Source organism: Nonomuraea sp. NPDC049486, assembly GCF_040676925.1.
In the GTDB taxonomy this organism is placed as follows: domain Bacteria; phylum Actinomycetota; class Actinomycetes; order Streptosporangiales; family Streptosporangiaceae; genus Nonomuraea; species Nonomuraea ferruginea.
Map to the genome: position 1 here is coordinate 412,348 of NZ_JBFAPV010000005.1, position 25,543 is coordinate 437,890.

Below are 25,543 nucleotides of genomic sequence, written 5' to 3' on the forward strand. Positions count from 1 at the left end.
GCGCGGTCCCGTATTGTGGGCAGGGCTTCCCCCGGAGTCGACAAGGGGGAGACTGTTCGTGATGCGCCGCGTCCTTGCCGCCGCACTCGTGGCCGCCACAGCCGCCATGACGGCCGGCTGTGTCGACACCGCCGAGCCCGCCAGCGACGGATCGCCCGTGGAGCCGACCGGGGGGCAGATCGCGTGGGGCCCGTGCACCGACATCAAGCGTGCCGACGGGGAGCCACCCGCCCGCCAGGACAAGAACGTACGCTGCGGGAAGCTGGCGGTGCCGCTCGACTACTCCGACCCTGAGGGCGAGAAGATCGAGCTGGCCATGATCAAGATCCCGGCGGTCGACCAGGGCAACCGGATCGGCTCGCTGCTGTTCAACTTCGGCGGCCCCGGCGCGTCCGGCGTCGACACGCTCGACCAGGCGGCCAAGGCCCTGTCGTCGCTGCGCGCCCGCTACGACCTGATCAGCTTCGACCCGCGGGGCGTCGAGCGCAGCTCGGGGGTGCGCTGCGGCACGGGGGCCGACCTGGACGAGTTCACCGCGTTGAACACCCTGCCGCCCGGCGAGGAGACCCGCCGCAGGATCAACGAGGCCAACCGGAAGTTCGCCGACTTGTGCGGCCAGGACTCGGGCAAGATCCTGCCGTACGTCGGCACGGTCAACGCCGCCCGCGACATGGACCGGATGCGGACCGCGCTCGGCGACGAGAAGCTCCACTACGTCGGCATGTCGTACGGCACCCAGCTCGGCGCCGTCTACGCGACCCTGTTCCCCGGCAACGTCGGCCGCATGGTGCTGGACGCGCCGCTGGACCCGACGGTCAGCTTCGAGGAGCGCACGCTGGCCCAGACCCGCGGCTTCCAGCACGTCTACCGGAACTTCCTGAAGGCGTGCGTCAAGGAGCGGTGCGAGGTCGGCGCGAGCGTGGAAGCCGCCAACGCGAACGTGGAGAAGCTGCTCAACGACCTGGCGGCGCGGCCGCTCAAGGTCGGCACCCGCGAGCTGACCCAGGGGCTGGCGGCCACCGGGGTGGCGTCGGCGCTCTACTCGGAGCTGAGCTGGCCGTTCCTGGAGACCGCGCTCGGGCAGGCGCTCAAGGGCCAGGGCGGCGCGCTGCTGTATCTGGCCGACACCTACACCGGCCGCAACGAGGACGGCACCTACTCCACCCAGATGACCAGCTTCCCGGCCATCACCTGCGTCGACACGGCCGAGCGGCCCGACGCGCGGACGCTGCGCCGCACGGAAGAGGCCGCGCTGAGGATCTCGCCGCTGTTCGGCAGCGAGGGCTCGGGCGGGATCTGCAGCGTCTGGCCGGCGGCGGGCGGCGACGAGGCCAAGCGGGTGGACGCCACCGGCTCGGCCCCCATCGTGGTGATCGGGGGCAAGAACGACCCGGCGACCCCGTACGAGTGGGCGCCCAAGCTGACCGCCCAGCTCAAGACCGCCACGCTGGTCACGTACGAGGGCGAGGGGCACGGCGCCTACCTGTCGGGCAGCCAGTGCGTCGCCAAGCTGGTCGACTCCTATCTGCTCGACGGCAAGCTGCCCCGGCGCGGCGCGACCTGCCCGGCGGCCTAGGCTCTGACATGTGACGGACTACTGCTCCCTGGTGGAGGACGAGACGGCGCGGGTGGCCCGGCTGGCCGCCGCGCCGGCTGACACGCCGGTGCCCGCGTGCCCGAGCTGGGCTCTCGGCGACCTCATCACGCATCTGGGCACCATGCACCGGTGGGTCACCCACATGGTGTCGACCCGCAACCAGGACCGCCTCTGGTCCCGCGAGGTGCCCAACGGCCTGGACGAGGGCGCGCACGGCGACGCCGCGTGGCTGGCGGAGGGGTCCGCCGAGATGGTGCGGACGCTGCGCGCCACCGACCCGGCGACGCCGCTGTGGACGTGGGGGCCCGGCGGCACCGCGGGCTGGTGGGCCAGGCGGATGGCGTTCGAGCTGGTCGTGCACCGGGTGGACGCCGAGCAGGCGCTCGGCGTGGAGCCCGAGATGGCCGCAGAGGTGGCGGCCGACGGCGTCGAGGAACTGCTCGGCAACCTGCCGGGCGCCCGGTGGGTGAGCAGGCGGCTGGCGGAGCTGGGCCTGGAGGGCGCGACGTTCCACCTGCACGCGACCGACCTGCCCGGCGAGTGGACGTTCACGCAAGGGCCCGAAGGCGCGGTGACGTGGGAGCGCGGGCACGCCAAGGGCGACGCCGCGGTGCGGGCGCCTGCCCGCGACCTGCTGCTGCTGATGTACGGCAGGCGCTCGTGCGACGGGCTGGAGGTGTTCGGCGACCGGGCGCTGCTGGAGAGGTGGCTCTCGGCCGGCGGGCTGTGAGCCCCGGACGCGCCGCCACTCGGCGGTCGGCGGCGTGTCCGGGGCGGGGGCGCCGCCACTGAGGGCGGCCGGACGCGGGCCCGGGCTTCGCGGGGAAGGCGTACGCCGGGCCCACGACGATCAGTTTCGCCGGTGGAAGCCGCCGAACAGGTTGCCCGAGGTGTCGTGCACGCAGGCGAAGTCGGCGCCGTCGTCGATCATCTTGTGCACCACCTTGCCGCCGAGCGACTCGACCCGCCCGCAGGTCTCCTCGACGTCGGCCACGAGGACGTGGAAGACGGCGTGGGAGGCACCTCGAACCAGGCCACCGTGTTCTCGCTCATCCCATCTCCTCATGTCGCTTTCCGGACGAGAACAAGAATGTGGCGCTCGGGCGACAACCCTATGTCGGTGTTTTCGAACTCCTAATCGAGAAGAGTGCCGTGGACGATCATCTCCGGCACGTCGGCGGCGAAGCCCTCCAGCGGCCGGTCGGGGCAGCGCTCGGCCGAGACGGCGGCGCCGACGATGCGGTCGAGGCGGAAGACGCGCACGTCGTCGCGGAGCCGGCACCACGCCACCAGATACCAGAACCCGCCGCGACCGCCGAGGAAGACGCCGGGCTCCACGTCGCGGGAGGTCAGCGCGCCCTTGGCGTCGGCGTAGTCGAGGCGCAGCACCCTGCGGCGCAGCAGGGCCTCCTCGATGGCGCGGGAGACGCCCTCGGCGCCGAGCGGGCGGGCCGGGCCGCCGGGCTCGGGCGGCTCGGCGACGTGCATGACGCGGCGGGCCAGCTCCCGGGCCAGCTCGCCCTCGCGGCCCGGCATGGCGGCCACGACCTTGCGTAACGCGCTGCGGGCCTGGCGGCCGAACGGCTGGTCACCGGCCCGGCTGAGGGCCACCGCGATGGCCACCGCCTCTGCGGGGGTGAAGTTGAGCGGGGGCAGGGACATCTTCTTGTCGATCGCGTAGCCGCCCCTGCGGCCCGCCTCGGCGTAGATGGGCACCCCGGACTGCTGCAGCGCGGTGATGTCGCGCTCGATGGTGCGCACGCTCACCTCGAACCGCGCGGCGAGCTCGCGGGCCGAACGCGAGCGCGGCGAGATGGCGCGCAGGTCCTCGACGAGCGCGTAGAGCCGGTCGGTGCGGTTCACCCTTGTGACGGTACGCTCCGGCACCGACAATCCCTTGCCCGCCGGGGTTTCCGCGTCAGCGGGCCCACTCCAGGAGCTCGTCCGCGGGCCAGGTGTTGACGATCCGGTCCGGCCCGACACCGCACTGCGCGGCCCGCTCGCAGCCGAACCGCTGCCAGTCGAGCTGGCCGGGCGCGTGCGCGTCGGAGTCGATCGCGAACACGCAGCCCTGCTCGTACGCCTGGCGCAGCAGCCGCTTGGGCGGGTCGAGCCGGTCGGGCCTGGAGTTGATCTCGACGGCCACGCCGAACCGGCGGCACGCCTCGAAGACCAGCTCGGCGTCGAACTCCGACTCGGGCCTGCGCGCGCCGCGCTCCCCGCCCGCGCGCACGACCCGCCCGGTGCAGTGGCCGAGCACGTCGACGTGCGGGTTCGCGATCGCGGTGACCATCCTGCGGGTCATCTCCTCACGATCCATGCGGAGCTTGGAGTGGACGCTCGCGACCACCACGTCGAGCCGGCCGAGCAGCTCGGGCTCCTGGTCGAGGCTGCCGTCGAGGTTGATGTCGACCTCGATGCCGGTGAGGATCCTGAACGGCGCGAACCGGCGGTTGAGCTCGGCGACCACGTCGAGCTGCTCGCGCAGCCGGGCCGGCGGCAGGCCGCGGGCGATGGTCAGGCGCGGCGAGTGGTCGGTCAGCGCCAGATAGTCGTGGCCGAGCGCGCGGGCCGCCTCGGCCATCTCCTCGATGGGCGAGCCGCCGTCGGACCAGTCGGAATGGCTGTGGAGGTCGCCCTTGAGCGCGGCGCGCAGCCCGGCGGCCTCCTCCCCCAGGTCGGCGCCCTCCGTCGCGCGCAGCCTGCGCAGGTAGGTCGGGACCTGCCCGTCGAGCGCCTCACTGATCACCAGGGCGGTCACCTTGCCGATGCCGGGCAGCTCGGCCAGGCCGCCGGACCGCGCGCGCCGTACCAGCTCCTCGCGCGGCAGCTCCGTGACGACGGAGGCGGCGCGGCGGAAGGCGCGCACCCGGTAGGCGGGCTCACCAGCGCGTTCCAGGAGAAAGGCGATCTCCCGGAACGCCTCGACCGGTTCCATACGTTCATCCCTACCAGAAGCGGCCCGACGGGGAATTGTACGGCCGGGCGCGGCCCCGCTAGGCTTTCCGACCGCAAGAGAGCAGGAGCTAGATGGCCCAGACGCCGCACCACGCCGCCACCCCCGGCAAGCCGCCCCCCAAGAAGAAGTCGTCCAACGTCGTGACACTCACCGTCATCGGCGTCGTGTCGGTGATGGTGGTCGGCTACTGCGCGGCCACCTCCAACGCCGAGGACGTCACCGCCGACTGCGTCGACACCAGCCAGCGGGCCGACGACGGCTCCTACATGGTGGTCGAGGACTACTACTGCGACGACGACGACAACGGCGGCACCCACTACTACGGCGGCTCCCGCGCGGCCTATCACTGGTACTACGGCGGGACCAGGGTGGGGCAGCGGGTGCGCAGCGGCACCACGCTCCGCCCCGCCGACGCCACCATCACCAGCCGCGACGGGCGCTCGATCCAGCGGGGCGGCTTCGGCAGCTCCCGCACCGGCGGGGGCTGAGCGGTGCGGCGCGAGCACGGCGCCCCCCGCGAGGGCTGGGAGAAGACCATCGAGGGCCAGGGCCTGGCCTACCACCGGGCGGCCCACCCCGAGGGCCTCAGCAGGCCCTACTGGGACGAGTCGGTCCACTACGTCTTCTCCATGGCGGAGGTGGAGTCGCTGGAGGAGCAGGTCGAGGAGCTGCACGAGATGTGCCTGCGTGCCGCCGGGCACGTGGTCGAGACCGGGCGCTTCGCCGACTTCGCCATCCCCGAGTGGGCCGCCGACGACGTGGCCCGGTCGTGGGAGCGGCGCGACGCCCACCTGTACGCCCGGTTCGACCTGCGCTACGACGGCACCGGCCCGGCCAAGCTGCTGGAGTACAACGCCGACACGCCGACCTCGCTGCTGGAGTCGTCGGTGATCCAGTGGTTCTGGCTGAAGGACGCCCACCCCGGCGACGACCAGTGGAACTCCATCCACGAGCGGCTCATCGACCGGTGGCGCGAGATGCCGCTGCCGGCCGGCGCCACCCACTTCGCCTGGACCAACATGGACGAGACGGGCGAGGAGGCCATGACCCTGGCCTACCTCCAGGAGACCGCCGAGCAGGCGGGCCTGCGCACGGTCGCCGTCGCCATGGAGGACATCGGCTGGGACGCGCTCAACCGGCGCTTCGTCGACATGGACGAGGAGATGATCCGCTCCGTCTTCAAGCTCTACCCGTGGGAGTGGATGCTGTCGGAGCCGTTCGGCCGCCACGCGGTGCGCCACTCGACCTGGATCGAGCCGCTGTGGAAGGCGCTGCTGTCCAACAAGGCGCTGCTCGCCGTGCTGTGGGAGCTGTACCCCGGTCACCCCAGCCTGCTGCCCGCCTACCTCGACGGCCCCCGCGAGCTGGAGTCCTACATCGCCAAGCCGCTGCTCGGCCGTGAGGGCGCCTCGATGCGGATAGTCACCCCGGCCCACACCCAGGAGACAGCGGGCTCCTACGGCCGGGAGGGATACGTCTTCCAGGGCTTCGAGGCCCTGCCCGACTTCGGCGGCCAGCGGCCGGTGCTCGGCGCCTGGGTGATCGGCGACGAGGCGGCCGGGCTGGGCATCCGGGAGACCACCGGCCTGATCACCGACGACACCTCGTCCTTCGTACCTCACCGAATCGAGCTCACATGACTCTGCTGGAGACCCTTCTGCGTGGCGCGGGCGCCATCGCCTCCTACGCGGCCGTCGGCGTCATCCTGATGATCGTCGGCTTCTACGTGATCGACCTGGCGACCCCTGGCCGGCTGAGCGAGGTCATCCGCGGCCAGCGCAACCCGAACGCCACGCTGCTGGCCTCCTCGGCGATGGCCGCCGTGGGGCTCATCGTCGCGGCCTCGATCTGGTCGTCCGGCGGGCGGCTGGCCGAGGGGCTGGCGGGCACCGCCGTGTTCGGCCTGGTCGGCATCGTGGTGCAGACGCTGGCGATGCTGCTGTTCGACCGGGTCGCGGGCATCTCGGTGCGCGATCTGGTCAAGGAACAGGAGCTGCAGCCGGGCGCCAGGCTGCTGGCGGTCACGCACGTCGCGATCGGCCTGATCACCGCCGTCGCGGTCATCTGACGGGACCTGGCACTCTAGGAGCGTGACAGACCGGACCCGGGAGGACACCACTCGCAGGCTTGAGCGGGCCATGGGCGCGCTCGGCACGGCCGCCATGGCCCGCATGGACGAGCAGCTGCCCTGGTTCCGGGCGCTCAGCGCCGAGGACCGCTCGTGGGTGGGGCTGGTGGCCCAGGCGGGCATCGCCGCGTTCGTGGAGTGGTTCCAGTACGCCGGCGAGGACCGCCCGACACCCAGCATCGAGTTCTTCGGCACCGCTCCGCGCGAGCTGAAGCGCTCGATCTCGCTGCAGCAGACCGTCGACATCGTCCGGGTCGTGGTGGAGGTGGTGGAGGCACAGGTCGACCAGCTGGCCGCGCCCGGCGGCGAGGAGCAGCTGGAGCAGGCCATGCTCCGCTACACCCGCGACGTGGCGTTCGCGGCGGCGCACGTCTACGCCCGCGAGGCCGAGGCCAGGGGGGCGTGGGACGCCCGGCTGGAAGCGCTGATCGTGGACGCCCTGGTGCGCGGCGAGGTCGACGACGGACTCCACTCGTGGGCCGCCGCGCTCGGCTGGACGTCCTCCCCCGTGGTCGTGATCGCCGGTCACGCGCCCGACGGCGACCCGCGCGAGGTGATCGACGGGCTGCGCGAGCGGGGCCGCCGCATCGGCATGGAGCTGCTCGCCGGGGTTCAGGCCGACCGGCTGATCGTGATCGTGGGCGGCGCGGGCAGCGTCAACGACGCGGCCCGCCAGGTCGTGGCCCGCTTCGGCCAGGGCCCGATCGTCATCGGGCCCGAGGTGACCGACCTGCACGCCGCCGCCAACTCGGCCAGGGCCGCGCTGGCCGGGCTGAAGGCGAGCTCCGGCTGGCCCGACGCGCCCCGCCCGGTGCACGCCGAGGACCTGCTCGCCGAGCGGGCGCTCGACGGCGACGAGGCCGCCAGGGAGCAGCTCGTGGAGAACGTCTACCTGCCGCTGGCCGGCACCCCGCTGCTCGACACGCTCGCGACTTACCTGGAGCAGGGCACCTCGCTGGAGGCGACCGCGCGGCTGCTGTTCGTGCACCCGAACACGGTGCGCTATCGGCTCAAGAAGATCACCGAACTGACCGGATACCAGCCGACCGAGGGCCGTTCGGCCTTCACGCTGCAGGTCGGGCTCATCCTCGGCCGGCTCGCGGAAAGCGCCGTAACCTGGCGGCCTTAACGTAACCGGAGGGAAACCCGAACTGTGGGGTTCCTACAAAGCACCCCGGACAAAGTGTGTGCAGATCTTCATCAGCGTGTCGGACTTCTACAGGGCATGGTTGACTTCGTGCTTGTACTCGTCGCGCCGGGCCAAGGCGCCCAAACACCAGGTTTCCTCACTCCGTGGCTCGAGCTTCCCGGCGTGGCGGACCGGCTGGCCGCCTGGTCCGACGTGGCCGGGATCGACCTGATCGCCTGCGGCACCGTCGCGGGAGCCGACGAGATCCGCGACACCGCCATCGCCCAGCCGCTGCTCGTGGCCGCGGCCCTGGCCTCCGCCGAGGTGCTCGGCGCGGCGCCCGACGTGCTGGCCGGCCACAGCGTCGGCGAGTTCGCCACCGCGGCGCTGGCCGGCGTGCTGACCCCGGAGCAGGCGCTCGCCCTGGTCAGCGAGCGCGGGCAGGCCATGGCGAAGGCGGCGGCGACCGCCGAGACCGGCATGACCGCGGTGCTCGGCGGCGCCGAGGACGACGTGCTGGCCGCGCTCGACAAGCACGGCCTGACGCCCGCCAACATCAACGGCGCCGGTCAGATCGTCGCCGGCGGCACCGTCGAGCAACTCGCCGCGCTGAAGGCCGAGCCTCCGGCGCGCGCCCGGCTGATCCCGCTGTCGGTCGCGGGCGCCTTCCACACCGTCCACATGGCCCCCGCCGTCGAGCAGCTGCGCGAGGCCGCCGCCCAGATCGAGCCCGGCGACCCCGAGGTCACGCTGCTGTCCAACGCCGACGGCGCCGCCGTCGCGAGCGGCGGCGAGCTCATGCGCCGCCTCGTCGACCAGGTGAGCAACCCCGTGCGCTGGGACGCCTGCATGGCCACGATGGCCGAGCTGGGCGTCACCCGGATGATCGAGCTGCTGCCCGGCGGCACGCTGACCGGCCTGGCCAGGCGCGGGCTGCGCGGCGTCGAGACCGTGGCGCTCAAGACCCCCGACGACCTCGACGCAGCCAGGGAGCTGATGAAGTGAGGATCCTCGAAACCGCGCCGGGGGCGAAGCTGCTGGCGCTCGGCCACTATCAGCCTTCCACCATCGTCTCCAACGATCAGCTGGCCAAGACCATGGACACCAGCGACGAGTGGATCCAGTCCCGCGTCGGCATCAAGGAGCGCCGGGTCGCCGGCGACGCGGAGAGCCTGGAAGACATGGCCGCCCAGGCGGGCGGCAAGGCTCTGGCCGCGAGCGGCCTGGCCGCCTCCGACGTCGACCTGGTGATCGTGGCCACCTGCACGCTGGAGAGCCAGATCCCCAACGCCGCCGCCGTGGTGGCGCACCGCCTGGGCATCGACGCGCCCGGCGCGTTCGACGTCAACGCCGCGTGCGCGGGCTTCTGCTACGCGCTCGCCACGGCCGACAACGCCATCCGCGCGGGCTCGGCCAGGCACGTGCTGGTCATCGGCGCGGAGAAGCTGTCGCAGTGGATCGACTGGACCGACCGGTCCACCGCGGTGATCTTCGCCGACGGGGCGGGCGCGGCCGTGGTCGGCCCGTCCGACGCCCCGGGCATCGGCCCGGTGGTCTGGGGCAGCTCGGGCGACAGGTCCGACGCCATCATGATCCCCGACCGCCACGGCTCCCTCCGCCAGGAGGGTCAGACCGTGTTCCGGTGGGCGACCACCGCCCTCCACCCGGTCGCCAAGCAGGCGTGCGAGCGCGCGGGCGTCGACCCGTCCGAGCTGTCCGCCTTCATCCCCCATCAGGCCAACCTGCGCATCATCGAGGCCATCGCCCGCAAGCTGGGCGCCGACAAGGCCGTCGTCGCCCGTGACATCGTGCACGCCGGCAACACCTCGGCCGCCTCGATCCCGCTCGCGCTCTCGCGCATGCTGGAGCGCGGCGAGGTCCGCTCGGGCGAGCTCGCGCTCGTCCTCGGCTTCGGCGCCGGCCTCACGTACGCGGGCCAGGTCATCGAGATCCCCTAGTCCCCCGTACGATCTCTCAGAGCTTGCACGGCCAGTCCGTGCAGAACCCAGGAAACCAAAGGAGAACCAACGACATGGCTGCCACCGAGCAGGAGATCCTCGAGGGCCTCGGCAAGATCATCAACGAGATCACCGGGATCCCGGCCTCTGAGGTGACCCCCGAGAAGAGCTTCGTGGACGACCTCGACATCGACTCCCTGTCCATGGTCGAGATCGCCGTGGCCGCCCAGGACGAGTTCGGCGTCGAGATTCCCGACGACCAGCTCAAGAACCTGAAGACGGTCAAGGACGTCCTCACCTTCATCCAGAACTGAAGTCCGGCAACACCAGCTGATCGACAAGGAGTGCGGAACGTGAGTGCAAACCGGGTACGTGTCGTCGTCACCGGGCTCGGCGCGACGACGCCCGTCGGTGGAGACGCCACTTCCTCCTGGTCGGCGCTCCTCGCCGGTCAGTCGGGCGTCGCGACGCTCACCGAAGACTGGGTCGACACCGTCCCCGTGACGTTCGCGGGGACGGCCGCCGTCGACCCGGCCGAGGTCCTGCCCCGGCCCGAGGCCCGCAGGCTCGACCGCAGCGAGCAGTTCGCCATGGTCGCCGCCCGCGAGGCCTGGCAGGACGCCGGCGCCCCCGAGGTGGCGCCGGAGCGGCTCGGCGTGGTCGTGTCCAGCGGCATCGGCGGCATCAACACCACCCTGTCCGCCTACGACACCTACAAGGAGCGCGGCTGGAACCGGCTGTCGCCCTTCACGGTGCCGATGCTCATGCCCAACGGGCCGGCCGCCTGGATCGGCCTCGACCGGGGCGCCCAGGCCGGGGTGCACGCCACCGTGTCCGCCTGCGCCTCCGGCGCCGAGGCCATCGGCTACGCGATGGACATGATCAGGGCCGGCCGGGCCGACGTGGTGATCGCCGGCGGCACCGAAGCCGCCATCCACGGCCTCAACATCGCGGCGTTCGCCGCCGCCAGGGCCATGTCCACGCGCAACGACGACCCGCAGGGGGCGTCGCGGCCGTGGGACCGCGAGCGCGACGGGTTCGTGCTCGGCGAGGGCGCGGGCATCCTGGTGCTGGAGAGCGAGGAGTTCGCCAGGGCGCGGGGCGCGCGCATCTACGCCTACGCCGCCGGTGTCGGCTACTCGGCCGACTCCCACCACATCACCCAGCCCGAGCCCGAGGGCCGCGGCATCATCATGGCGATGACCCAGGCTCTCACCGACGGCGACCTGACGGGCCAGGACGTCAAGCACGTCAACGCGCACGCCACCGCCACCCCCGCCGGGGACGTCATCGAGGTGCAGGCCGTCGCCAAGGCCATCGGCACCCACCCGCTGGTCACCTCGACCAAGTCCATGACGGGTCACCTCCTGGGCGGCGCGGGCGGCATCGAGTCCGTCTTCACCGTCAAGGCGCTCCACGAGCGGATCGTCCCCGCCACCATCAACCTCAACGACATCGACGACGGCATCGAGGTGGATCTCGTCCACGGCGAGAACCGCACCCTGCCGGAAGGCGACATCGCCGCGGTCAACAACTCGTTCGGTTTCGGCGGCCACAACGTGACCGTCGTGTTCAAGGGGGCTTAAATGACCGTGCTCGACAACCGTGTGCCCACCGAAGGCGCCGACCAGGAGCCTGCTGATCCCCGAGACCCCGTCGTACGACTCGCCGCGCTCCTCGACGAGGGTTCGCTGCGGCTGATCACTCCCCAGGACAAGAGCGGCGTGCTCGCCGCCATGGGCCGCGTCGAGGGTGTTCCCGTCGTCGCCTTCTGCAGTGACGCCCGCTTCCAGGGCGGCGCGATGGGCAGCGAGGGCTGCGAGCACATCGTGCACGCCTACGACGTGGCCGTCCGTGAGCGGGTGCCGATCCTCGGGATCTGGCATTCCGGCGGTGCGCGACTCGCCGAAGGCGCCGAGTCGCTGCACGCCGTCGGCCGCGTGTTCGCGGCCATGACGAAGGCGTCCGGCATCGTGCCGCAGATCTCGGTCGTGGTCGGCGCGGCCGCCGGCGGCGCCGCCTACGGGCCGGCACTCACCGACCTGGTGATCCTCGCCGACTCCGGCCGCATCTTCGTCACCGGCCCCGACGTCGTACGCAGCGTCACCGGCGAGAACGTCGACAGCGCCGCGCTGGGCGGTGTCGAGCCCCACAGCAAGCGCAGCGGCGTCGTCCACGTCATCACCAAGACCGAGACCGAGGCGCTGCTCAAGGCGCGCCAGCTGGCCATGCTCCTCGGCCACCAGGGCCGGGTCCGGCCCGCCGGCATCGAGGAGGTCGACTTCTCCAGCCTGCTGCCGGAGTCGGCGCGCCGCGCCTACGACGTCAAGCCGCTGGTCAACGGCCTGCTGGACGAGCCGGGCATCGAGCTCCACCCGAAGTGGGCGCCCAACGTCGTCACGTCGCTGGGCCGGCTCGGCGGCCGCACCGTCGGCGTGATCGCCAACAACCCGATGCGGCTGGGCGGCTGCCTCGACGCCACCTCCGCCGAGAAGGCGGCGCGGTTCGTCCGCATGTGCGACGCCTTCGGGGTGCCGCTGGTCGTGGTCGTGGACGTGCCCGGCTACCTGCCCGGCGTCGGCCAGGAGCATGACGGCGTGGTGCGCCGCGGCGCCAAGCTGCTGCACGCGTTCGCCGAGGCGTCGGTGCCGCGGGTCACGCTGGTCACGCGCAAGGCCTACGGCGGCGCGTACATCGCGATGAACTCCCGCTCGCTGGGCGCCACCAAGGTGTTCGCCTGGCCGACGGCCGAGATCGCGGTCATGGGCCCGGTGGCGGCGGTGCGGATCCTCAAGCGGCGCGAGCTGGCGGCGGCGCCGGAGGAGGAGCGGGCCGACCTGGAGCACCGGCTGGCCGCGGAGCACGAGAAGCTCGCGGGCGGGCTCACCCGCGCGCAGGAGCTGGGCGTCATCGACGAGGTGATCAAGCCGGAGGAGACCCGCGGCGCGATCGCCAAGGTCCTCGCCCAGGCCACTCCCGCCAGGGGCGCGCACGGGAACATCCCGCTGTAGTCCAAGCACGAGAAAGGGGCCCCGCACCGTGACCGGTGCGGGGCCCTTTCGCGTCGCAGGCGCGGGGACGGGTCACACGGCGGCGTGCAGCCAGCGGACGGGCGCGCCGTCGCCGGCGTAGCGGAACGGCTCCAGCTCCTCGTCCCAGGGCTTGCCGAGCAGCCTGTCGAGCTCCTCCTCCAGCACGCACCGCCCCTGGGAGGCCATGAGCATGGCGGCGCGCAGCCGGTCTTCGGGGATCATGATGTCGCCGGAGGCGCCGATGACCGCGCTGAACGGGCCGAGTGTCGGCGTGTAGGCGTGACGGGTCCCGTCGACGCCCTGCGAGGCGTCCTCGGTGATCTCGAACCGCAGGCGCTGCCACCCCATGAGAGAGGAGGCGATGGCGGCCGCTATGCCGGAGCGGCCCTCCCATTCCGCCTGCGCCCGCACGACGTTGGGCGCGGCAGGTTGCGGTGTCCACGTCAAGTCCACGGGCACGCCAAGGACACCCGCGACTGCCCATTCGATATGCGGGCACAGCGCGGGCTGAGCCGAGTGGACGTACAGCACGCCACGAGCAGACACCGGACCTCCCGATTCGGTACGAGGTGCGCCTTCCCCAACGGCCTCGTCCAACGGGATGATCACATGTGACTAGGGAGAGACTACCGTCGGTCGCAATCGGACACCAGAGGGGGGCCATACCAAGTTGGTGCGCGTGTGGCACGTGACAGTCGCTCCATCGGGGATAGATACCCGCTCATGGACATCGAATCGGCAGGCCACGCGCTCATCCGACCGGGTCAGCTGCTGACCGACCGCGGCGCGCTGTCGACGGCCGCGCGCTGGACGCAGGCCGTGTCCGAGGGCGACGGCGTCTGCATGGTGCATCTCTCCCAGGGTGTCGACCCGTGCGAGCTGACCGCCGAGCTGCGCGAGCACGGGTTCCGCGCCTCGCCCAATCACGTTCTCACCGGGCAGCCGCTGTTCTTCGGCGGCCCCGCGTCGCGTCCGTTCCCGGCCGAACCGGTCCACTACCGGCCGGGGCGGTCCCGCTCGGAGGTGACGGTGGGCCTGCTCGACACCGGCGTGGCCGGTCACCGCTGGTGGGCCGACGCCGACTGGTACGAGCAGGCCGCCGAGGACGCGCCGGACGCCGTCGAGGGCGCCCAGGCGGGTCACGGCACGTTCATCGCCGGGCTGCTGGCCCGCCAGGCGCCCGGCGCGTCGCTCCAGGTGGCCCGGGTGCTCGACGGCGAGGGGGTGGGCGACGAGGCGGCCGTGATCAGGGCGCTGCACCGCATGCGCGGGCGTCCGCCGCAGGTGCTCAACCTCTCCTTCGGCGGCCACACCTTCGACGACCGGCCGCCGCCCCTGCTGGCCGACGCGCTGGCCGAGCTGTCCGACACCGTGGTGGTGGCGTGCGCCGGCAACACCGCGTCCGACCGCCCGTTCTACCCCGCCGCGCTGGGCAGCGTGATCGCCGTCGGCGCCGTCGACTCCAGCGAGCGCCGGCGCGCTCCCTACTCGGCCCACGGGAGCTGGGTCGACGCGTGCGCCCGCGGCGACTGGGTGACCAGCAGTTTCCTGGAGCAGGGCGAGTTCGCCGGTTACGCGACCTGGAGCGGCACGTCCTTCGCCACCGCCGTGGTGGCGGGCACGATCGCCGCGGCCGCCCACGACCGGCCGGCCAGGCAGGCGGCCGACGAGCTCCTCAGTCTCAGGGAGACCCGGCAAATTCCCGATCTGGGAGTTCTCGTTCCGTCGAGTCTGTAGAGTTTACGCTCAGTCCACAGGCGATCACGTGGAGGCAGAACAGCCCCCTCCGCCGGTCTGGAAGGAGGCCATATGCCCGATCCACGCCAGCCCGCGGAGCTGCTCCCGGCGGCCGCCTCCGGCGACCAGAGCGCCTGGAACGAGCTGGAGGCCAGATTCGGCCCGCGCATGTGGGCGGTGGCACGCGCCTGCGGGCTCAACGAGCCCGACGCCGCCGATGCCGTCCAGGGAGCCTGGCTGCGCCTGCTCGAACACCTGCACGACATCAGCAACCCGGCAGGCGTGGGCGCGTGGCTGGCGACGACCACCCGCCGTGAAGCGCTCCTGCTGATCCGGAAGGCTAAGCCGGGGCCCGCCCCATTCGACGTCACGCACGACCCCGACCCGGAGTCAGCCGTCCTGGAGGCCGACGGCAACCGCATGCTCTGGAAGACGGTCTCCACCCTCAAAGAGCCATGCCGCAGCCTGCTCACGCTCGTCGCGAGCGATCTCGGGAGCCGGCAGGTCGCCGTGCGGCTGGGCCTGCCCATCGGCAGCGTCGGCCCGACCAGGGCCCGCTGCCTGGAGAAACTGCGCACCCTGATCTCACTACAGGAGACGGTGCAATGATCGACGACGAGTACTTCCTGGCGGCTCTCCGGCTGGCCTCCGGACACGACCCGGTTCCCGCGTACGTGTCCACCGCGGCCCGGCAGGCCTTCGCCTTACGGGTCCCGCACGCGGTGACCGCCCTTCCCACGGGCTACACGGCCGCGCGGGGAGTGCGGGGCGCCGAAGGCCCGCAGCTGGTCCGGTTCGTCACGGAGGGCCTCACCTTCGACCTGGAGGTGACCATCGGCGACGGTCTGATCGACGTGGCGGGGCAGGTGTCCCCGCCCCCCGGGGAGGGGTGCCACGTCGACGTCCGCACTCCCCACCTGACGCTGACCAGGCCCGTCGCCACCACGGGCCAGTTCGCGGCCACGGGCCTGCCTCCGGGCTGGCTCAGCGTGGTCTGCCACCGGCCCGGCCACGCACCCGTCCAGACCAGGTGGGTGCGCGTCCGACCGTGACCCCTCGGCCGGGGCCGAGGGGCCCGCATCCCCCCGGTCCCGGCCGCTTCTCCCCCGAGGCGGCGCATGGCGAAACCGGAGATCATCCGTACGCTCGATCGTTCCTCCGGCGGCGGCCTGCTGGTGCGCGCGGCCGAGATGGCCGTGCTGCGCTCGGTGATCGATCCGGGCCAGGCGCTGCGCGCGGGGCACAAGGTGCTGGAGGCGGCCGAGAAGGCCGGCGACGGCGAGGCCGCGTCCGTGGCGCTGCGCGCGATGGCGCTGGCCTCGCGCGAGCTGGGCGATCTGCAGGCCGCCGAGCAGCGGCTGCGGCAGGCCGTCCAGACACGGGGCGCGCCCGCCGAGCGGATGGCGCAGGCGAGGCTGTCCCTCGTCACCGTGCGGACCGAGCGGGGTCACCCGCTGCAGGCCCTCAGGCTGGCCGCGCTGGCGTGGGCCTACCTGTCGCCGCTCGACCGGGCCAAGCTCGACACGCAGCGCGCCGTGGCCCTCGCCCACCTGGGGCGCTACCAGGAGGCGATCGCCTCCTGCGACCGGGCGCTGCGGGCGCTCGTGGCGGCTCCCGGCACCATCGACGACCGGCGGTTCCTGGCGGGCGGGCTGCTCAACCGGGGGCTGGTGCACGCCTACCGCGGCGACTGGGACCAGGCGATGCGCGACATCAGCGCCTGCCTGCAGATCGCCGGGCACGCCCGGCTGTCCCACCTCGCGCGGCTGGCCGCCGCCAACCTGCCGTTCCTGGCCGTACGACGGGGCGACATCGGCGGGGCGTTCACCCACTACCGCGAGGCCGAGGACACCCTGTTCGGGTATCCAGAGCGGCTGGCGACGATGCGGGCGGACTTCGCGGGCGCGCTGCTGGCCGCCCACCTGCCCGGTGAGGCGCGGGCGCTGCTCAGCCTGGCCGTGCCCGATCTGGAGGAGTCCGGGGCGCAGGTGGCGCTGGCCGAGGCGCGGCTCAAGCTCGCCCAGGTCGAGCTGCTGACGGGCGACGCGCGCGAGGCCATGACCGTGGCCGAGCGGGCCATGCGCGAGCTGTCGGAGCAGGACCGGCAGGCCTGGCTGCCGCTGGCCAGGGAGGTGGTGCTGCGCTCCCGCCTGGTCCTGGAGCCGCCGACGCCCGGGCTGATGGCGGAGCTGGCCGGGTGCGCGGACGACCTCGAACGCGACGCCGCCCACCTGGCCGAGGGCGCCTCGCTGCGGCTGACGGCGGCGGAGACCGCGCTCGCGCTCGGCGACCGCGCCGCGGCCTCGGCTCAGCTGTCACGGCTGACGGAGCAGCCCGGTCGCGAGCGGTGGCTCCCACCGGGCGGGCGCCGCACCCCCCTGGCCTCGCCTGCGCAGGCGGGTTACGCCGCAGCGGGGCAGGTGCCGCCCCTGGTGCGCCAGCACGCCCTGGCCTTGGAGGCGGCGCTGCGGGAGGACGTCCCGGCCGCGTTCCGTGCCGTGGAGGAGGGGCTGGCCGGGATGGGCGGCCAGATCGACAGCCTGGACGACCCGTCGCTGCGGGCGCACGCGGCCCGGGCCGGCGGGCGGCTGGCGGCCTTCGGGCTGCGGCTGGCGGTGCGTGACGGGTGCGCCGAGGAGGTGTTCGAGTGGGCGGAGCGCTGGCGGGCCGTCACGGCGCCGGCCCACGCCCGCTCGCCGCACGGCGCGGGCCTGCCCGAGGTGCGGGCGGCGCTGGGGCGGGCCGCGCTGGTGGAGTACGTCACGGACGACAGCTCTCTGTTCGCCGTGGTGGTGACGGGGCAGCGGCTGGCGCTGCGACCCCTGGGCGCGCTGCGGCCGGTCAAGGAGGCGCTGATCCGGTTGCGCTACTCGCTGCGCCGGTCGGCCCTGCACGACGGGGCGGCGGGGGCCGAGCCGGTCGCGGCTGCCGGGTCGGAGCTGGAGCTGCTCCTGCTGGCCCCGCTCGCCGCCGAGCTGGGCGAGCGTCCCCTGGTGGTGGTGCCCACGGGCATCCTGCACACCCTGCCCTGGGCGGCCCTCCCCTGCCTGCGCGAGTGCCCGGTGACGGTGGCGGCCAGCGCCCGCTCCTGGCTCGCCGCCACCCGCGACCCCGCCCTTGTCCGAACCCGCCGCCCACCCGGGCCCCTGGTCATGACCCGCCCCACCGGCCCACCGAGGACCACCTCCCCGGAAGCGGCAGCGACACCACCCGCCGGTCTGGCAGGAACTCCGGCTCTGGGAACCACCCCACCCACCGCCCCTCCCGAAGCCGGGATTACACCGCCCGCCGCCCCTCCCGAAGCCGGGACCACCCCACCCACCGCCCTTCCCGAAGCCGGGACCACACCGCCCGCCGGTATTCCTGGGGCGGGGCACTCTGATGGCGTCGTGCTTTCGGGGGCCGCGCATCCGGTCGGCTCTTCAGTCGATTCCTGGGCGGGGCTTTCTGGCGACTCCGGGCCGGGGTCGCTCAAGGTGGTTGCGGCGGCGGGGCCGGGGCTGGCGCACGCGTACGAGGAGAGGGACCGGGTGGTGGCCTGCCATCCGGGGGCGCGACCGGTGGCCGCCCGGCGCGACGCGGTGCTGGCCGCGCTGGCCACTTGTGATGTGGTGCACCTGGCGGCGCACGGGGTATTCCACGCCCGCAGCCCGCTGCTGTCGAGCATCACGCTGGAAGACGGCCCGCTCATGGCCTACGACCTGCTCGGCAGCTCGCGTACGGCCAGGCTGGTGGTGCTGTCAGCGTGCGACTCCGGCATGGCCAGGACGCCCACGGACGGCGCGCCGCTGGGCCTCGCGGGCGCGTTCCTGGCGCAGGGGACGGCGTGCGTGGTGGCCGGGATGGTGCCGGTGTGCGACGAGGACGCCTTGGCGGTGATGAGCCGCTTCCACGAGTTGCTCGCCGCGGGTCACACCCCGGCTTCGGCGCTCGCGTACGCCTCGGCGCGGACCGGCATCACCGCCTTCACCTGCTTCGGCGCCGGCGACCAGCCCCTCGTCCCCCGCGAGCCGGACGCCGGGTGCCCTGTCGACATCGGCCGGGCACCGCTCCCGGTCCACGGCGAGGAGGACCGAGAAGGCGACAGGCGGCCCGTCGTGCCGACCGGCTGACCTGACGAGCCGGCGGCGACACCCGAGCCCCGGCCCAGCCACCAGGCGGTCAGCCCGTGGCGACCGGTCTCGACGGGTCGGTCACCCAGTGGGACCAGGAACCGACGTAGAGGGCCGCGGGCAGGCCGGCCACCTCCATGGCCAGCACCTGGTGGGCGGCCGTCACGCCGGAGCCGCAGTAGGCGCCCGCGGCGACCCCCTCGCGGGCGCCCAGCGCGGCGAAGCGCTCCCGCAGCTCGCCGGGGGCCAGGAAGGTGCCGCCGGGAGTGACGTTCTCCGTGGTCGGGGCGCTGACCGCGCCGGGGATGTGGCCGGCCACCGGGTCGATCGGCTCGACCTCGCCGCGGTAGCGTTCGGCGGCCCTGGCGTCGAGCAGCACTCCCGAGGAGGCGAGGGCCGCCGCCCGGTCGGCGTCGAGCACGGGCATCCCGCCCGGCCTGGCCGTGAAGTCGCCGGGCGCGGGCACGGGCTCCTCCTTGACGACCGGCAGTCCGGCCGCCTCCCAGGCGGGCAACCCGCCGTCGAGGACCCGTACGTCCTGATGTCCGAAGTAGCGCAGCGTCCACCAGGCGCGGGCCGCCGCGGTCGAGGCGGTGTCGTCGTACACCACGACCGGCCGCGCGCCGGAGACGCCGAGCCGCCGCATCGCGCGCTCGAACGCGTCGACGGCGGGCAGCGGGTGGCGCCCGCCCTCGCCCGGCGGGCCGGCCAGAGCTCTGTCGAGGTCGCAGAAGACAGCGCCCGGCAGGTGGCCCTCGCGGTAGAGGTCCATGCCGGACGGGCCGCCGAGCCGCCAGCGAACGTCGAGCAGAGTGACGTCGCCGAGCGCGGCGAGGGCGGACGGAGTGATCAGCGGACCGGTCACCGGGTGCTCACCTCCAGGAGCGGGATGTTCTGCTCGGCCGTGGTCATCGAGCCGTGGTAGCCGGTGAAGAGGGCCTCGATGCGGTGTGTGGACGGGGCGGTGATGGCCAGGTCGGTGTAGGGGACGGCGACCACGTCGCCGATGCGGCCCAGCCATTCGGTCAGGACCCGCGGGCCGAACCAGCCGGACTCGACGGCCTCCTCACGCGACACCACCCAAGCGCGGCCGCGCAGCGCCTCGCGCCAGGCGTCGAGCACCTCGGCCGCGGCGCCCTCCAGCGCGTACACGTGTCGCGCCCTGGCCTCGCCGCCGAGCATCGCCACCCCGTGGGCCAGCTCGGGGGTGGCCTCGGCGTCGAGCTTCTCCGAGGCGTTGACCATGCCGTGGTCGGCCGTCACGTAGAGGGCGGAGCCGGGAGGCAGGCCCGCGGCGATGCGCTCGGCCATGGCGTCGACGATGGCGAGCTGCGCCAGCCACTCCTCGGTGCCCCAGCCGGTCATGTGGCCGACCGCGTCGAGGTCGCCGTAGTAGACGGTGACGTGGGCGCGCGGCTGCCGCAGCTCGGCCAGCACCCGGGCGACCCGGTCGTCGACGGTCTCGGCCGCGGCGTAGCGGACGCCGCGGAAGACGGCGCCGGTCAGCCCGGAGCCTTCGAACTCGGCGGGCGCCACGTAGACGACGTCGAGGCCGGCGGCCGCGGCACGCTGGTAGACGGTCTCGGCGGGCTGCCAGTCGAGAGGGTCCATGGGCATCCCGGACCAGCGCAGGCAGTTGAACAGGCGGCCGGTGCCGGGGACGGCCAGGGTCAGGCCGAGCATCCCGTGCTCGCCGGGCGAGATGCCGGTGCCGAGCGAGCACAGGCTGGTCACGGTGGTGGCGGGGAATCCGGCGGTGAGCGTACGTGACCTGTCGAGCAGGCTCGCCAGGAACGGCGCCGAGGCGGCGTGCGCGGCCAGCAGCTCGGCGCCGAGGCCGTCGACCAGGAACAGGCAGGTGCGCTCGGCGGGCGGGAGGCCCAGGGGGTTGGGCCCGTCGAGGCCCAGCGACGCCAGCAGCGACCGGGACAGATCGGGCAGTGACCCGGCTCCGTACGCCGGCACGAGGGGGCCGATGGTCATGCTCCGATCCTATCCGTCCCGTTCGCCGGCGGCCCAGGTGAAGATCCCGCACGACTTCGGAGCCGGGCCTCGCGGTGGCTGTGCCTCCGTGTACGACATCGGCCGCCTTTGCGGCGGGGAGTCCGGCCGGTACGGCGTCGACGGCGTCTCGGGTGGCGGAGCGCGGTCAGGCGGCGGCGCGGGCGGTGGCTTCGGAGAGGGCCTTGGCGAAGGCCAGGACGTGGGTGACCGCCTCGGGGCCGTCGGCCGCCTCGCTGACCCGGAGGGAGAGGTCGTCGGCGGTGATGGCGCCGGTGTAGCCGTGGTCGGCCTCGCAGTTCTCGTCACCGCAGGTGGCGGGCTCGAGGTCGACGTGGGAGATGGCGCCCCACCCGATCGTGAGCGTCACCTCCGTCGGGGGGACGCCGGGGACGTACGACGCCGGCTCGGGAACCACCCGGGTGACCGCCACCGACTGGATGCGGCCGAGCTGGACGGCCTCGGTGGTCGTGGAGGCGTGCGCGGTCGAGACGCCCTCCACGGCGGGGTGCTCGTCGGTGTGGCACACCAGGAGCCTCGTGACCGTCAGCACCAGGACGGTGACGTGCCTGCGCACCTCCATCGCGGGATCGAAGGTGGCCTCGTGGTGCACCACGAAGGCCGTGACGGCCTCCTTGCCCAGCGCGGATTCGACCGCATCGGTGACGAGGTCGGGATAGTAGCCGCTGCGCTCGATCGCTTCACGCAGGCCCGCGGCTGAGACTCGGGTTTCCCTCATGGATCCAGTTTGCCAGGGTCGCACAGTGCAACCACCCGCCGGATGTAACGCTCTATAACGTCTGCGCGACCGCGTACGGGAGCGCCGGAGCGGCCGGGAGCTAGCTGAGCCTGCGGGGGCCGCCGTCGAGGCGGGGGCCCGCGGGGGTGCGCAGGACGGCCCTGGCGTCGAGGATCGTCACGCCCTCCTCGCCCACGAGCACCTGGTCCAGGTCCAGCCTGGCCAGCTCCGGCAGGTCGTGGGCCAGGCGGCTCACCCTGACGAGCAGGTCCTCCAGGGCGTCCACCGCCACCGGCGGGTAACCGTACTCGCCGAACAGCAGCGGCGCGGCCCGCACCGAACGCACCAGCCCCGCCGCGTCCTCCCGGGTGAGCGGCGCCAGCCGGAAGCCCCGGTCGCGCAGCAGCCTGGCGGCCACCTCGCCCAGCCCGAACGACACGACAGGGCCGAACGCCGGGTCGTCGACGACGCTCACCACCGTCGGCACGGCCGGCTGTGGCGCCATCCGCTGGACGGCCAGCTCCACTCCGTCGCCGAGTTGCCGGGTGAACTCCTCGTACGCGTGCCGCACGGCGTCGGCGGTCGGCAGCCCGAGGCGTACCGTCCCCGCCCGGCGGGACGCTTCGGGGTCGGCCACCTTGAGCACGACCGGCCAGCCGAGCCGTTCGGCGGCCCGTGCGGCCTCGTCGGCCGAGCCGACCGCCTCGGCGGGCCAGACGGTCAGCCCGTAACAGGCCAGCAGCTCCGCGGCGTCGGCCTCCACGGGCGGCCCGGCCGCCGCGAAGTACGGAGCCCTCCCGCCTCCCGGCACGGCCTCCGTAGCACCCGTCCGATAAGGGCTCCCGGACGGGCGGGGATGCGATGTCCCTTCCGTATCACCGGACCGCACGACGGAACCGTCCTCCGGGGAGGCACCGGCCGCATCCCCCGCCGAAGATGGACGCGGGGCGGAGGAGTCCTCCAGAGGACCGTCCGCAGCGGAAGCGTCCGGCGAGCGCTTCCCACCTTCGGGAGACGCCTCGGCGGAGTCGGCCGTCTCGGGGGCGCCGGTGGTCTCAGAGAGTTCCGGTGGGAGGGCGCCCGCGAGTGTCTCGGTGGCGAGGGCGCGGACGCGGGCGGTGTCGACGTCCTCCAGTTCCGGGGGCGGCGCGGCCGGCTCGGCGCGCCAGCGGGCGTAGCGGACCGCCTGGGCGAGGGCGCGCACGGCTTCCTCGGGGGCCGCGTACGAGGGGATGGACCCGCGTTCCGGCGCGGGCCCGGCCCGCAGATGCGGATGCATGCCGAGATATCCCTCGAACGTGGCCAGCACCGGCTTCGACGCGCCCTTCGACACCCGCAGCAGCTCGGCCGCCACCCCGGCCGCGTCACCGGGGATGGGCGGCATGTAGATGACGACGGCCGCGTCCACCTCGGGTGAGGCCAGCTCGCCGGCGAGCCCCGTACCGAACTCGGACGGCCCCGCGGCGGCACCCAGGTTGACCGGCGGGCGCGGCGACAGACCGGCGGCGACGCAGGCGTCGGCGGCGAGCAGGCCGAGCGCGTCGGAGTTGGTGATCACGGCGACCCGCGGACCGGCGGGGAGCGGCTGGTAGGCCAGCAGCTGGCCGACGTCGAAGAGCTGGATCAGGTCGTCGACCCGGATCAGCCCCGCCTGCTCGAACAGCGAGCTGATCGCCGAGTCGGGCAGCCCCAGCTCCTGGGCGGAGTGGCCGGAGGGGGTGCCGCCGCTCTTGACCACCACGATCGGCTTGGTGCGGGAGATCCGCCTGGCCAGGCGGGTGAACTTGCGCGGGTTGCCCAGCGACTCGAGGTAGAGCAGGATCACCTCGGTCGCGTCGTTCTCCTCCCAGTACTGCAACAGGTCGTTGCCCGACACGTCGGCCCGGTTGCCCGCGGAGACGAACGACGAGATGCCCATGCCCCGCTGCGCCACCCGCTGCAGCAGCGCGGTGCCGAGCGCGCCCGACTGGCTGAAGAAGCCGACCGTGCCGCGGCCGGGGACGGTGGCGGCGAGGGTGGCGTTGAGCTTGACGGCGGGGTCGGTGTTGGCGATGCCGAGACAGTTGGGGCCGACAACGCGCAGGCCGTGGGCGCGGGCGATGCGGGCCAGCTCGTCCTGTCTGGCGCGGCCCTCCTCGCCCAGCTCGCCGAAGCCGGAGGAGACCACGACCAGCCCGTGCACGCCCTTGGCGGCGCACTCCTCGACGACGTCGAGCACGCTGCCGGCGGGCACCGCCACCACGGCCAGGTCGACCTCGTCGTCGATGGCGCCGATGCTCGGGTACGCGCGCACGCCCGCCACGGCGCGCGCCTCGCGGTGCACGGGATAGACGGGGCCGGTGAAGTCGGCGGCGAGCAGGTTGCGCAGCACGGTCTGGCCGACGCCGCCCGGCTCGCGTGAGACGCCGATGACCGCGACCGAGCCGGGGGCCAGCAGCCGGGCGATGGACCGGGCCTCGGCGCGGTGCTCGCGAGCCATGGTGACCTCGGTCGAGGTCTCGGTGGGCGTCAGGTCGAGGGTCATGCGGACCACGCCGTCGGCGAACCGGCTCTCGGCGGTGTAGCCGGCCTGGCGGAGCACGCCCATCATCTTCATGTTGGCGGGCAGCACGTCGGCGACGAAGCGCTCGATGCCGCGCTCGCGGGCGGTCGCCGCCAGGTGTTCGAGGAGCACCGAGGCCACTCCCCTGCCCTGGTGGGCGTCCTCGACCAGGAACGCCACCTCCGCCTCGCCCGGCCCGGTGCGGTCGTAGCGGATGACGGCCACCATGTCGGCCCCGATCGTGGCGATCAGGGCGACCCGGCCAACGTAGTCGACGTTGGTGAACCACCGCACCTCGCGGTCGGACAGCCGCGGCCTCGGCCCGAAGAACCGGAAGTAGATGGACTCGTCGGACAGCCGCGAGTAGAAAGCGCGCAGCCGGTCGGCGTCGGCGGGCCTGATGGGGCGCAGGTGAGCAGTGCCGCCGTCGGCCAGGACGACATCCGCTTCCCAGTGAGCGGGATATTGTGCCTCCACAGTCCCGAGACTAAACCCCCATCCCACATGCCAAGAATCTCCGGCCCGATTGGGCAACGGATGTGCATCGACTCAGGCCGGGTGTCGGGGGTCCGCCCCACGAGCAGCCCCGAAGCTGTTAGTTTTGCCGTGGCCAGGCTCGATCTGTAGCAGCAAGCAAGGTGGTGGCATCATGACGCGGGTCGTCGTGGTGGGCGATCTCATGACCGACGCGGTGGCGCGCGCCCGTTATGCGCTCGCCAGAGCGAGCGACACACCCGCGGTCGTGACCATGCACGGAGGCGGTTCGGGCGCCAACATCGCCTCGTGGCTGGCGGTCGAGGGCGCGGAGGTGGCCTACATCGGCCGCCGCGGCGCCGACATCACCGGCCGTAACCGCGACATGGAGCTGATGGGCTACGGCGTCGACGCCAGGCTCGTCATGGACCCGGAGCGTCCCACCGGCACCTGCGTGGTGCTCGTGACGCACAAGGGCGAGCGCACCATGCTCTCCGACCCCGGCGCCAACGCGGCGCTGGCCCCCGAGGACCTGCCCCGCGACCTGTTCGGCGGCGGCCACCTCCACCTGTCCGGCTACACGCTGATCAACGAGGGCTCGCGCGAGGCCGGTCTCGCCGCGCTCGACATGGCGCGCCGCGCGGGGATGTCGATCTCCGTCGACTGCGCCTCCGCGGCCCCGTTGGAGCGTACGGGCGCGGAGCCGTTCCTGGAGTGGACGGGCGGCGCCAAGCTGCTGTTCGCCAACGCCGACCAGGCCAAGGTGCTGACCGGCCGCGACGATCCCGAGGCTGCGGCCAAGGTGCTGACCGCGTGGTTCCCGCAGGTCGTGATCAAGATGAACGCCGAGGGCGCGTTGTGGTACGGCAACGGCCGCCCCGAGCCGGTGCGGGCGCCGGCCGAGCCGGTCGACCGCATCGTCGACGGCACGGGCGCGGGCGACGCGTTCTGCGCCGGGTTCCTGCCGGCGTGGCTGGCGGGCAAGCCCGCGGCGGAGTCACTGAGCGCCGGCTGCAGCCTGGCCTCCAAGGCCATCGTGCACCTCGGCGCCCGCCCGCGCCTCTAGCGGGCCGCGCCTCTAACGGGTCCTGCCTCAGACGGGCCGCGCCTTCAGCAGGCCACGCCTTCAGCGGGT

Annotated in this window: 24 protein-coding genes; 16 read left to right on the plus strand and 8 right to left on the minus strand. The window is 73.3% G+C overall.

Translation table 11 applies throughout. The features are described 5' to 3' along the window. Positions 1-61: 61 nt before the first annotated feature. Both AB0K05_RS17940 and AB0K05_RS17945 read left to right on the plus strand, forming a co-directional pair. A complete protein-coding gene (locus AB0K05_RS17940; RefSeq protein WP_364230173.1) occupies positions 62-1,576 on the plus strand; it encodes an alpha/beta hydrolase in 1,515 nt (504 codons plus the stop codon). 10 nt (positions 1,577-1,586) lie between these two features. Further along, positions 1,587-2,327: a maleylpyruvate isomerase family mycothiol-dependent enzyme gene (locus AB0K05_RS17945; RefSeq protein ID WP_364230175.1), complete on the plus strand. Its 741-nt coding sequence runs from the start codon at positions 1,587-1,589 to the stop codon at positions 2,325-2,327. A gap of 120 nt (positions 2,328-2,447) precedes the next feature. Here AB0K05_RS17945 and AB0K05_RS17950 read toward each other — a convergent pair whose 3' ends face one another. The 3 genes from AB0K05_RS17950 to AB0K05_RS17960 form a co-directional block, all read right to left on the minus strand. Next, the gene (locus tag AB0K05_RS17950) at positions 2,448-2,663 is read right to left on the minus strand and encodes a hypothetical protein (RefSeq protein ID WP_364230178.1); all 216 of its coding nucleotides are present in this window, start codon (positions 2,661-2,663) and stop codon (positions 2,448-2,450) included. A gap of 68 nt (positions 2,664-2,731) precedes the next feature. Next, the gene (locus AB0K05_RS17955; protein WP_148030193.1) at positions 2,732-3,460 is read right to left on the minus strand and encodes a YafY family protein; all 729 of its coding nucleotides are present in this window, start codon (positions 3,458-3,460) and stop codon (positions 2,732-2,734) included. Positions 3,461-3,515: 55 nt separating this feature from the next. Next, on the minus strand, positions 3,516-4,535 hold the full coding sequence (locus tag AB0K05_RS17960; protein ID WP_364230181.1) for a PHP domain-containing protein: 1,020 nt from the start codon (positions 4,533-4,535) through the stop codon (positions 3,516-3,518). A gap of 92 nt (positions 4,536-4,627) precedes the next feature. Between AB0K05_RS17960 and AB0K05_RS17965 the strand changes: the two genes are divergently transcribed. The 9 genes from AB0K05_RS17965 (at position 4,628) to AB0K05_RS18005 (ending at position 12,782) form a co-directional block, all read left to right on the plus strand. Beyond that, complete coding sequence (locus tag AB0K05_RS17965; RefSeq protein ID WP_148030191.1) at positions 4,628-5,044, plus strand: hypothetical protein; 417 nt, start codon at positions 4,628-4,630, stop codon at positions 5,042-5,044. Positions 5,045-5,047: 3 nt separating this feature from the next. Beyond that, positions 5,048-6,196, plus strand: coding sequence for a glutathionylspermidine synthase family protein (locus tag AB0K05_RS17970; RefSeq protein WP_219550398.1), 1,149 nt, complete (start codon positions 5,048-5,050; stop codon positions 6,194-6,196). Further along, on the plus strand, positions 6,193-6,624 hold the full coding sequence (locus tag AB0K05_RS17975) for a DUF350 domain-containing protein (protein ID WP_271278424.1): 432 nt from the start codon (positions 6,193-6,195) through the stop codon (positions 6,622-6,624). The genes AB0K05_RS17970 and AB0K05_RS17975 overlap by 4 nt, the downstream gene beginning before the upstream one ends. Before the next feature lie 70 nt (positions 6,625-6,694). Next, positions 6,695-7,813: a helix-turn-helix domain-containing protein gene (locus AB0K05_RS17980; protein WP_148034387.1), complete on the plus strand. Its 1,119-nt coding sequence runs from the start codon at positions 6,695-6,697 to the stop codon at positions 7,811-7,813. 108 nt (positions 7,814-7,921) lie between these two features. Further along, positions 7,922-8,818 (plus strand): ACP S-malonyltransferase, encoded by an 897-nt coding sequence (locus AB0K05_RS17985; protein WP_148034386.1) that lies wholly within the window; start codon positions 7,922-7,924, stop codon positions 8,816-8,818. After that, positions 8,815-9,771, plus strand: a complete 957-nt coding sequence (locus tag AB0K05_RS17990) for a beta-ketoacyl-ACP synthase III (protein ID WP_364230186.1) — start codon at positions 8,815-8,817, stop codon at positions 9,769-9,771. Before AB0K05_RS17985 ends, AB0K05_RS17990 begins: the two co-directional genes overlap by 4 nt. A gap of 74 nt (positions 9,772-9,845) precedes the next feature. Then, a complete protein-coding gene (locus AB0K05_RS17995) occupies positions 9,846-10,085 on the plus strand; it encodes an acyl carrier protein (RefSeq protein WP_148030187.1) in 240 nt (79 codons plus the stop codon). A 39-nt stretch (positions 10,086-10,124) separates the two neighbouring features. Then, positions 10,125-11,357, plus strand: a complete 1,233-nt coding sequence (locus tag AB0K05_RS18000; RefSeq protein WP_148030186.1) for a beta-ketoacyl-[acyl-carrier-protein] synthase family protein — start codon at positions 10,125-10,127, stop codon at positions 11,355-11,357. Continuing rightward, positions 11,358-12,782 (plus strand): carboxyl transferase domain-containing protein, encoded by a 1,425-nt coding sequence (locus AB0K05_RS18005; protein WP_148030185.1) that lies wholly within the window; start codon positions 11,358-11,360, stop codon positions 12,780-12,782. Positions 12,783-12,854: 72 nt separating this feature from the next. Here the strand turns inward: AB0K05_RS18005 and AB0K05_RS18010 are convergent, their stop codons facing one another. Next, positions 12,855-13,349: a DUF3145 domain-containing protein gene (locus tag AB0K05_RS18010; RefSeq protein WP_148030184.1), complete on the minus strand. Its 495-nt coding sequence runs from the start codon at positions 13,347-13,349 to the stop codon at positions 12,855-12,857. Between the two features lie 177 nt (positions 13,350-13,526). Here AB0K05_RS18010 and AB0K05_RS18015 point away from each other — a divergent pair, with 177 nt between their 5' ends. The 4 genes from AB0K05_RS18015 (at position 13,527) to AB0K05_RS18030 (ending at position 18,652) form a co-directional block, all read left to right on the plus strand. Continuing rightward, the gene (locus AB0K05_RS18015; protein ID WP_219551819.1) at positions 13,527-14,540 is read left to right on the plus strand and encodes a S8/S53 family peptidase; all 1,014 of its coding nucleotides are present in this window, start codon (positions 13,527-13,529) and stop codon (positions 14,538-14,540) included. A 72-nt stretch (positions 14,541-14,612) separates the two neighbouring features. Continuing rightward, a complete protein-coding gene (locus AB0K05_RS18020) occupies positions 14,613-15,149 on the plus strand; it encodes a sigma-70 family RNA polymerase sigma factor (protein ID WP_148030182.1) in 537 nt (178 codons plus the stop codon). After that, a complete protein-coding gene (locus tag AB0K05_RS18025) occupies positions 15,146-15,592 on the plus strand; it encodes a hypothetical protein (RefSeq protein WP_219551817.1) in 447 nt (148 codons plus the stop codon). The genes AB0K05_RS18020 and AB0K05_RS18025 overlap by 4 nt, the downstream gene beginning before the upstream one ends. Positions 15,593-15,658: 66 nt before the next feature. Next, positions 15,659-18,652 carry a CHAT domain-containing protein gene (locus AB0K05_RS18030; RefSeq protein WP_364230193.1) on the plus strand — a complete coding sequence of 998 codons (2,994 nt, stop codon included), beginning with the start codon at positions 15,659-15,661 and terminating at the stop codon, positions 18,650-18,652. A 49-nt stretch (positions 18,653-18,701) separates the two neighbouring features. Here the strand turns inward: AB0K05_RS18030 and AB0K05_RS18035 are convergent, their stop codons facing one another. The 4 genes from AB0K05_RS18035 to AB0K05_RS18050 form a co-directional block, all read right to left on the minus strand. Further along, the gene (locus AB0K05_RS18035; protein ID WP_148030179.1) at positions 18,702-19,517 is read right to left on the minus strand and encodes a sulfurtransferase; all 816 of its coding nucleotides are present in this window, start codon (positions 19,515-19,517) and stop codon (positions 18,702-18,704) included. After that, positions 19,514-20,635 carry a nucleotide pyrophosphatase/phosphodiesterase family protein gene (locus AB0K05_RS18040; RefSeq protein ID WP_271278971.1) on the minus strand — a complete coding sequence of 374 codons (1,122 nt, stop codon included), beginning with the start codon at positions 20,633-20,635 and terminating at the stop codon, positions 19,514-19,516. Before AB0K05_RS18040 ends, AB0K05_RS18035 begins: the two co-directional genes overlap by 4 nt. Before the next feature lie 166 nt (positions 20,636-20,801). Further along, positions 20,802-21,392, minus strand: coding sequence for a DUF5998 family protein (locus AB0K05_RS18045; protein WP_364230197.1), 591 nt, complete (start codon positions 21,390-21,392; stop codon positions 20,802-20,804). 100 nt (positions 21,393-21,492) lie between these two features. Next, a complete protein-coding gene (locus AB0K05_RS18050) occupies positions 21,493-24,411 on the minus strand; it encodes a GNAT family N-acetyltransferase (RefSeq protein WP_364230200.1) in 2,919 nt (972 codons plus the stop codon). A gap of 172 nt (positions 24,412-24,583) precedes the next feature. On the opposite strand from AB0K05_RS18050, the gene AB0K05_RS18055 reads away from it, so the two are divergent. After that, on the plus strand, positions 24,584-25,474 hold the full coding sequence (locus AB0K05_RS18055; protein WP_148030175.1) for a carbohydrate kinase family protein: 891 nt from the start codon (positions 24,584-24,586) through the stop codon (positions 25,472-25,474). The last annotated feature ends 69 nt before the right edge of the window (positions 25,475-25,543 follow it).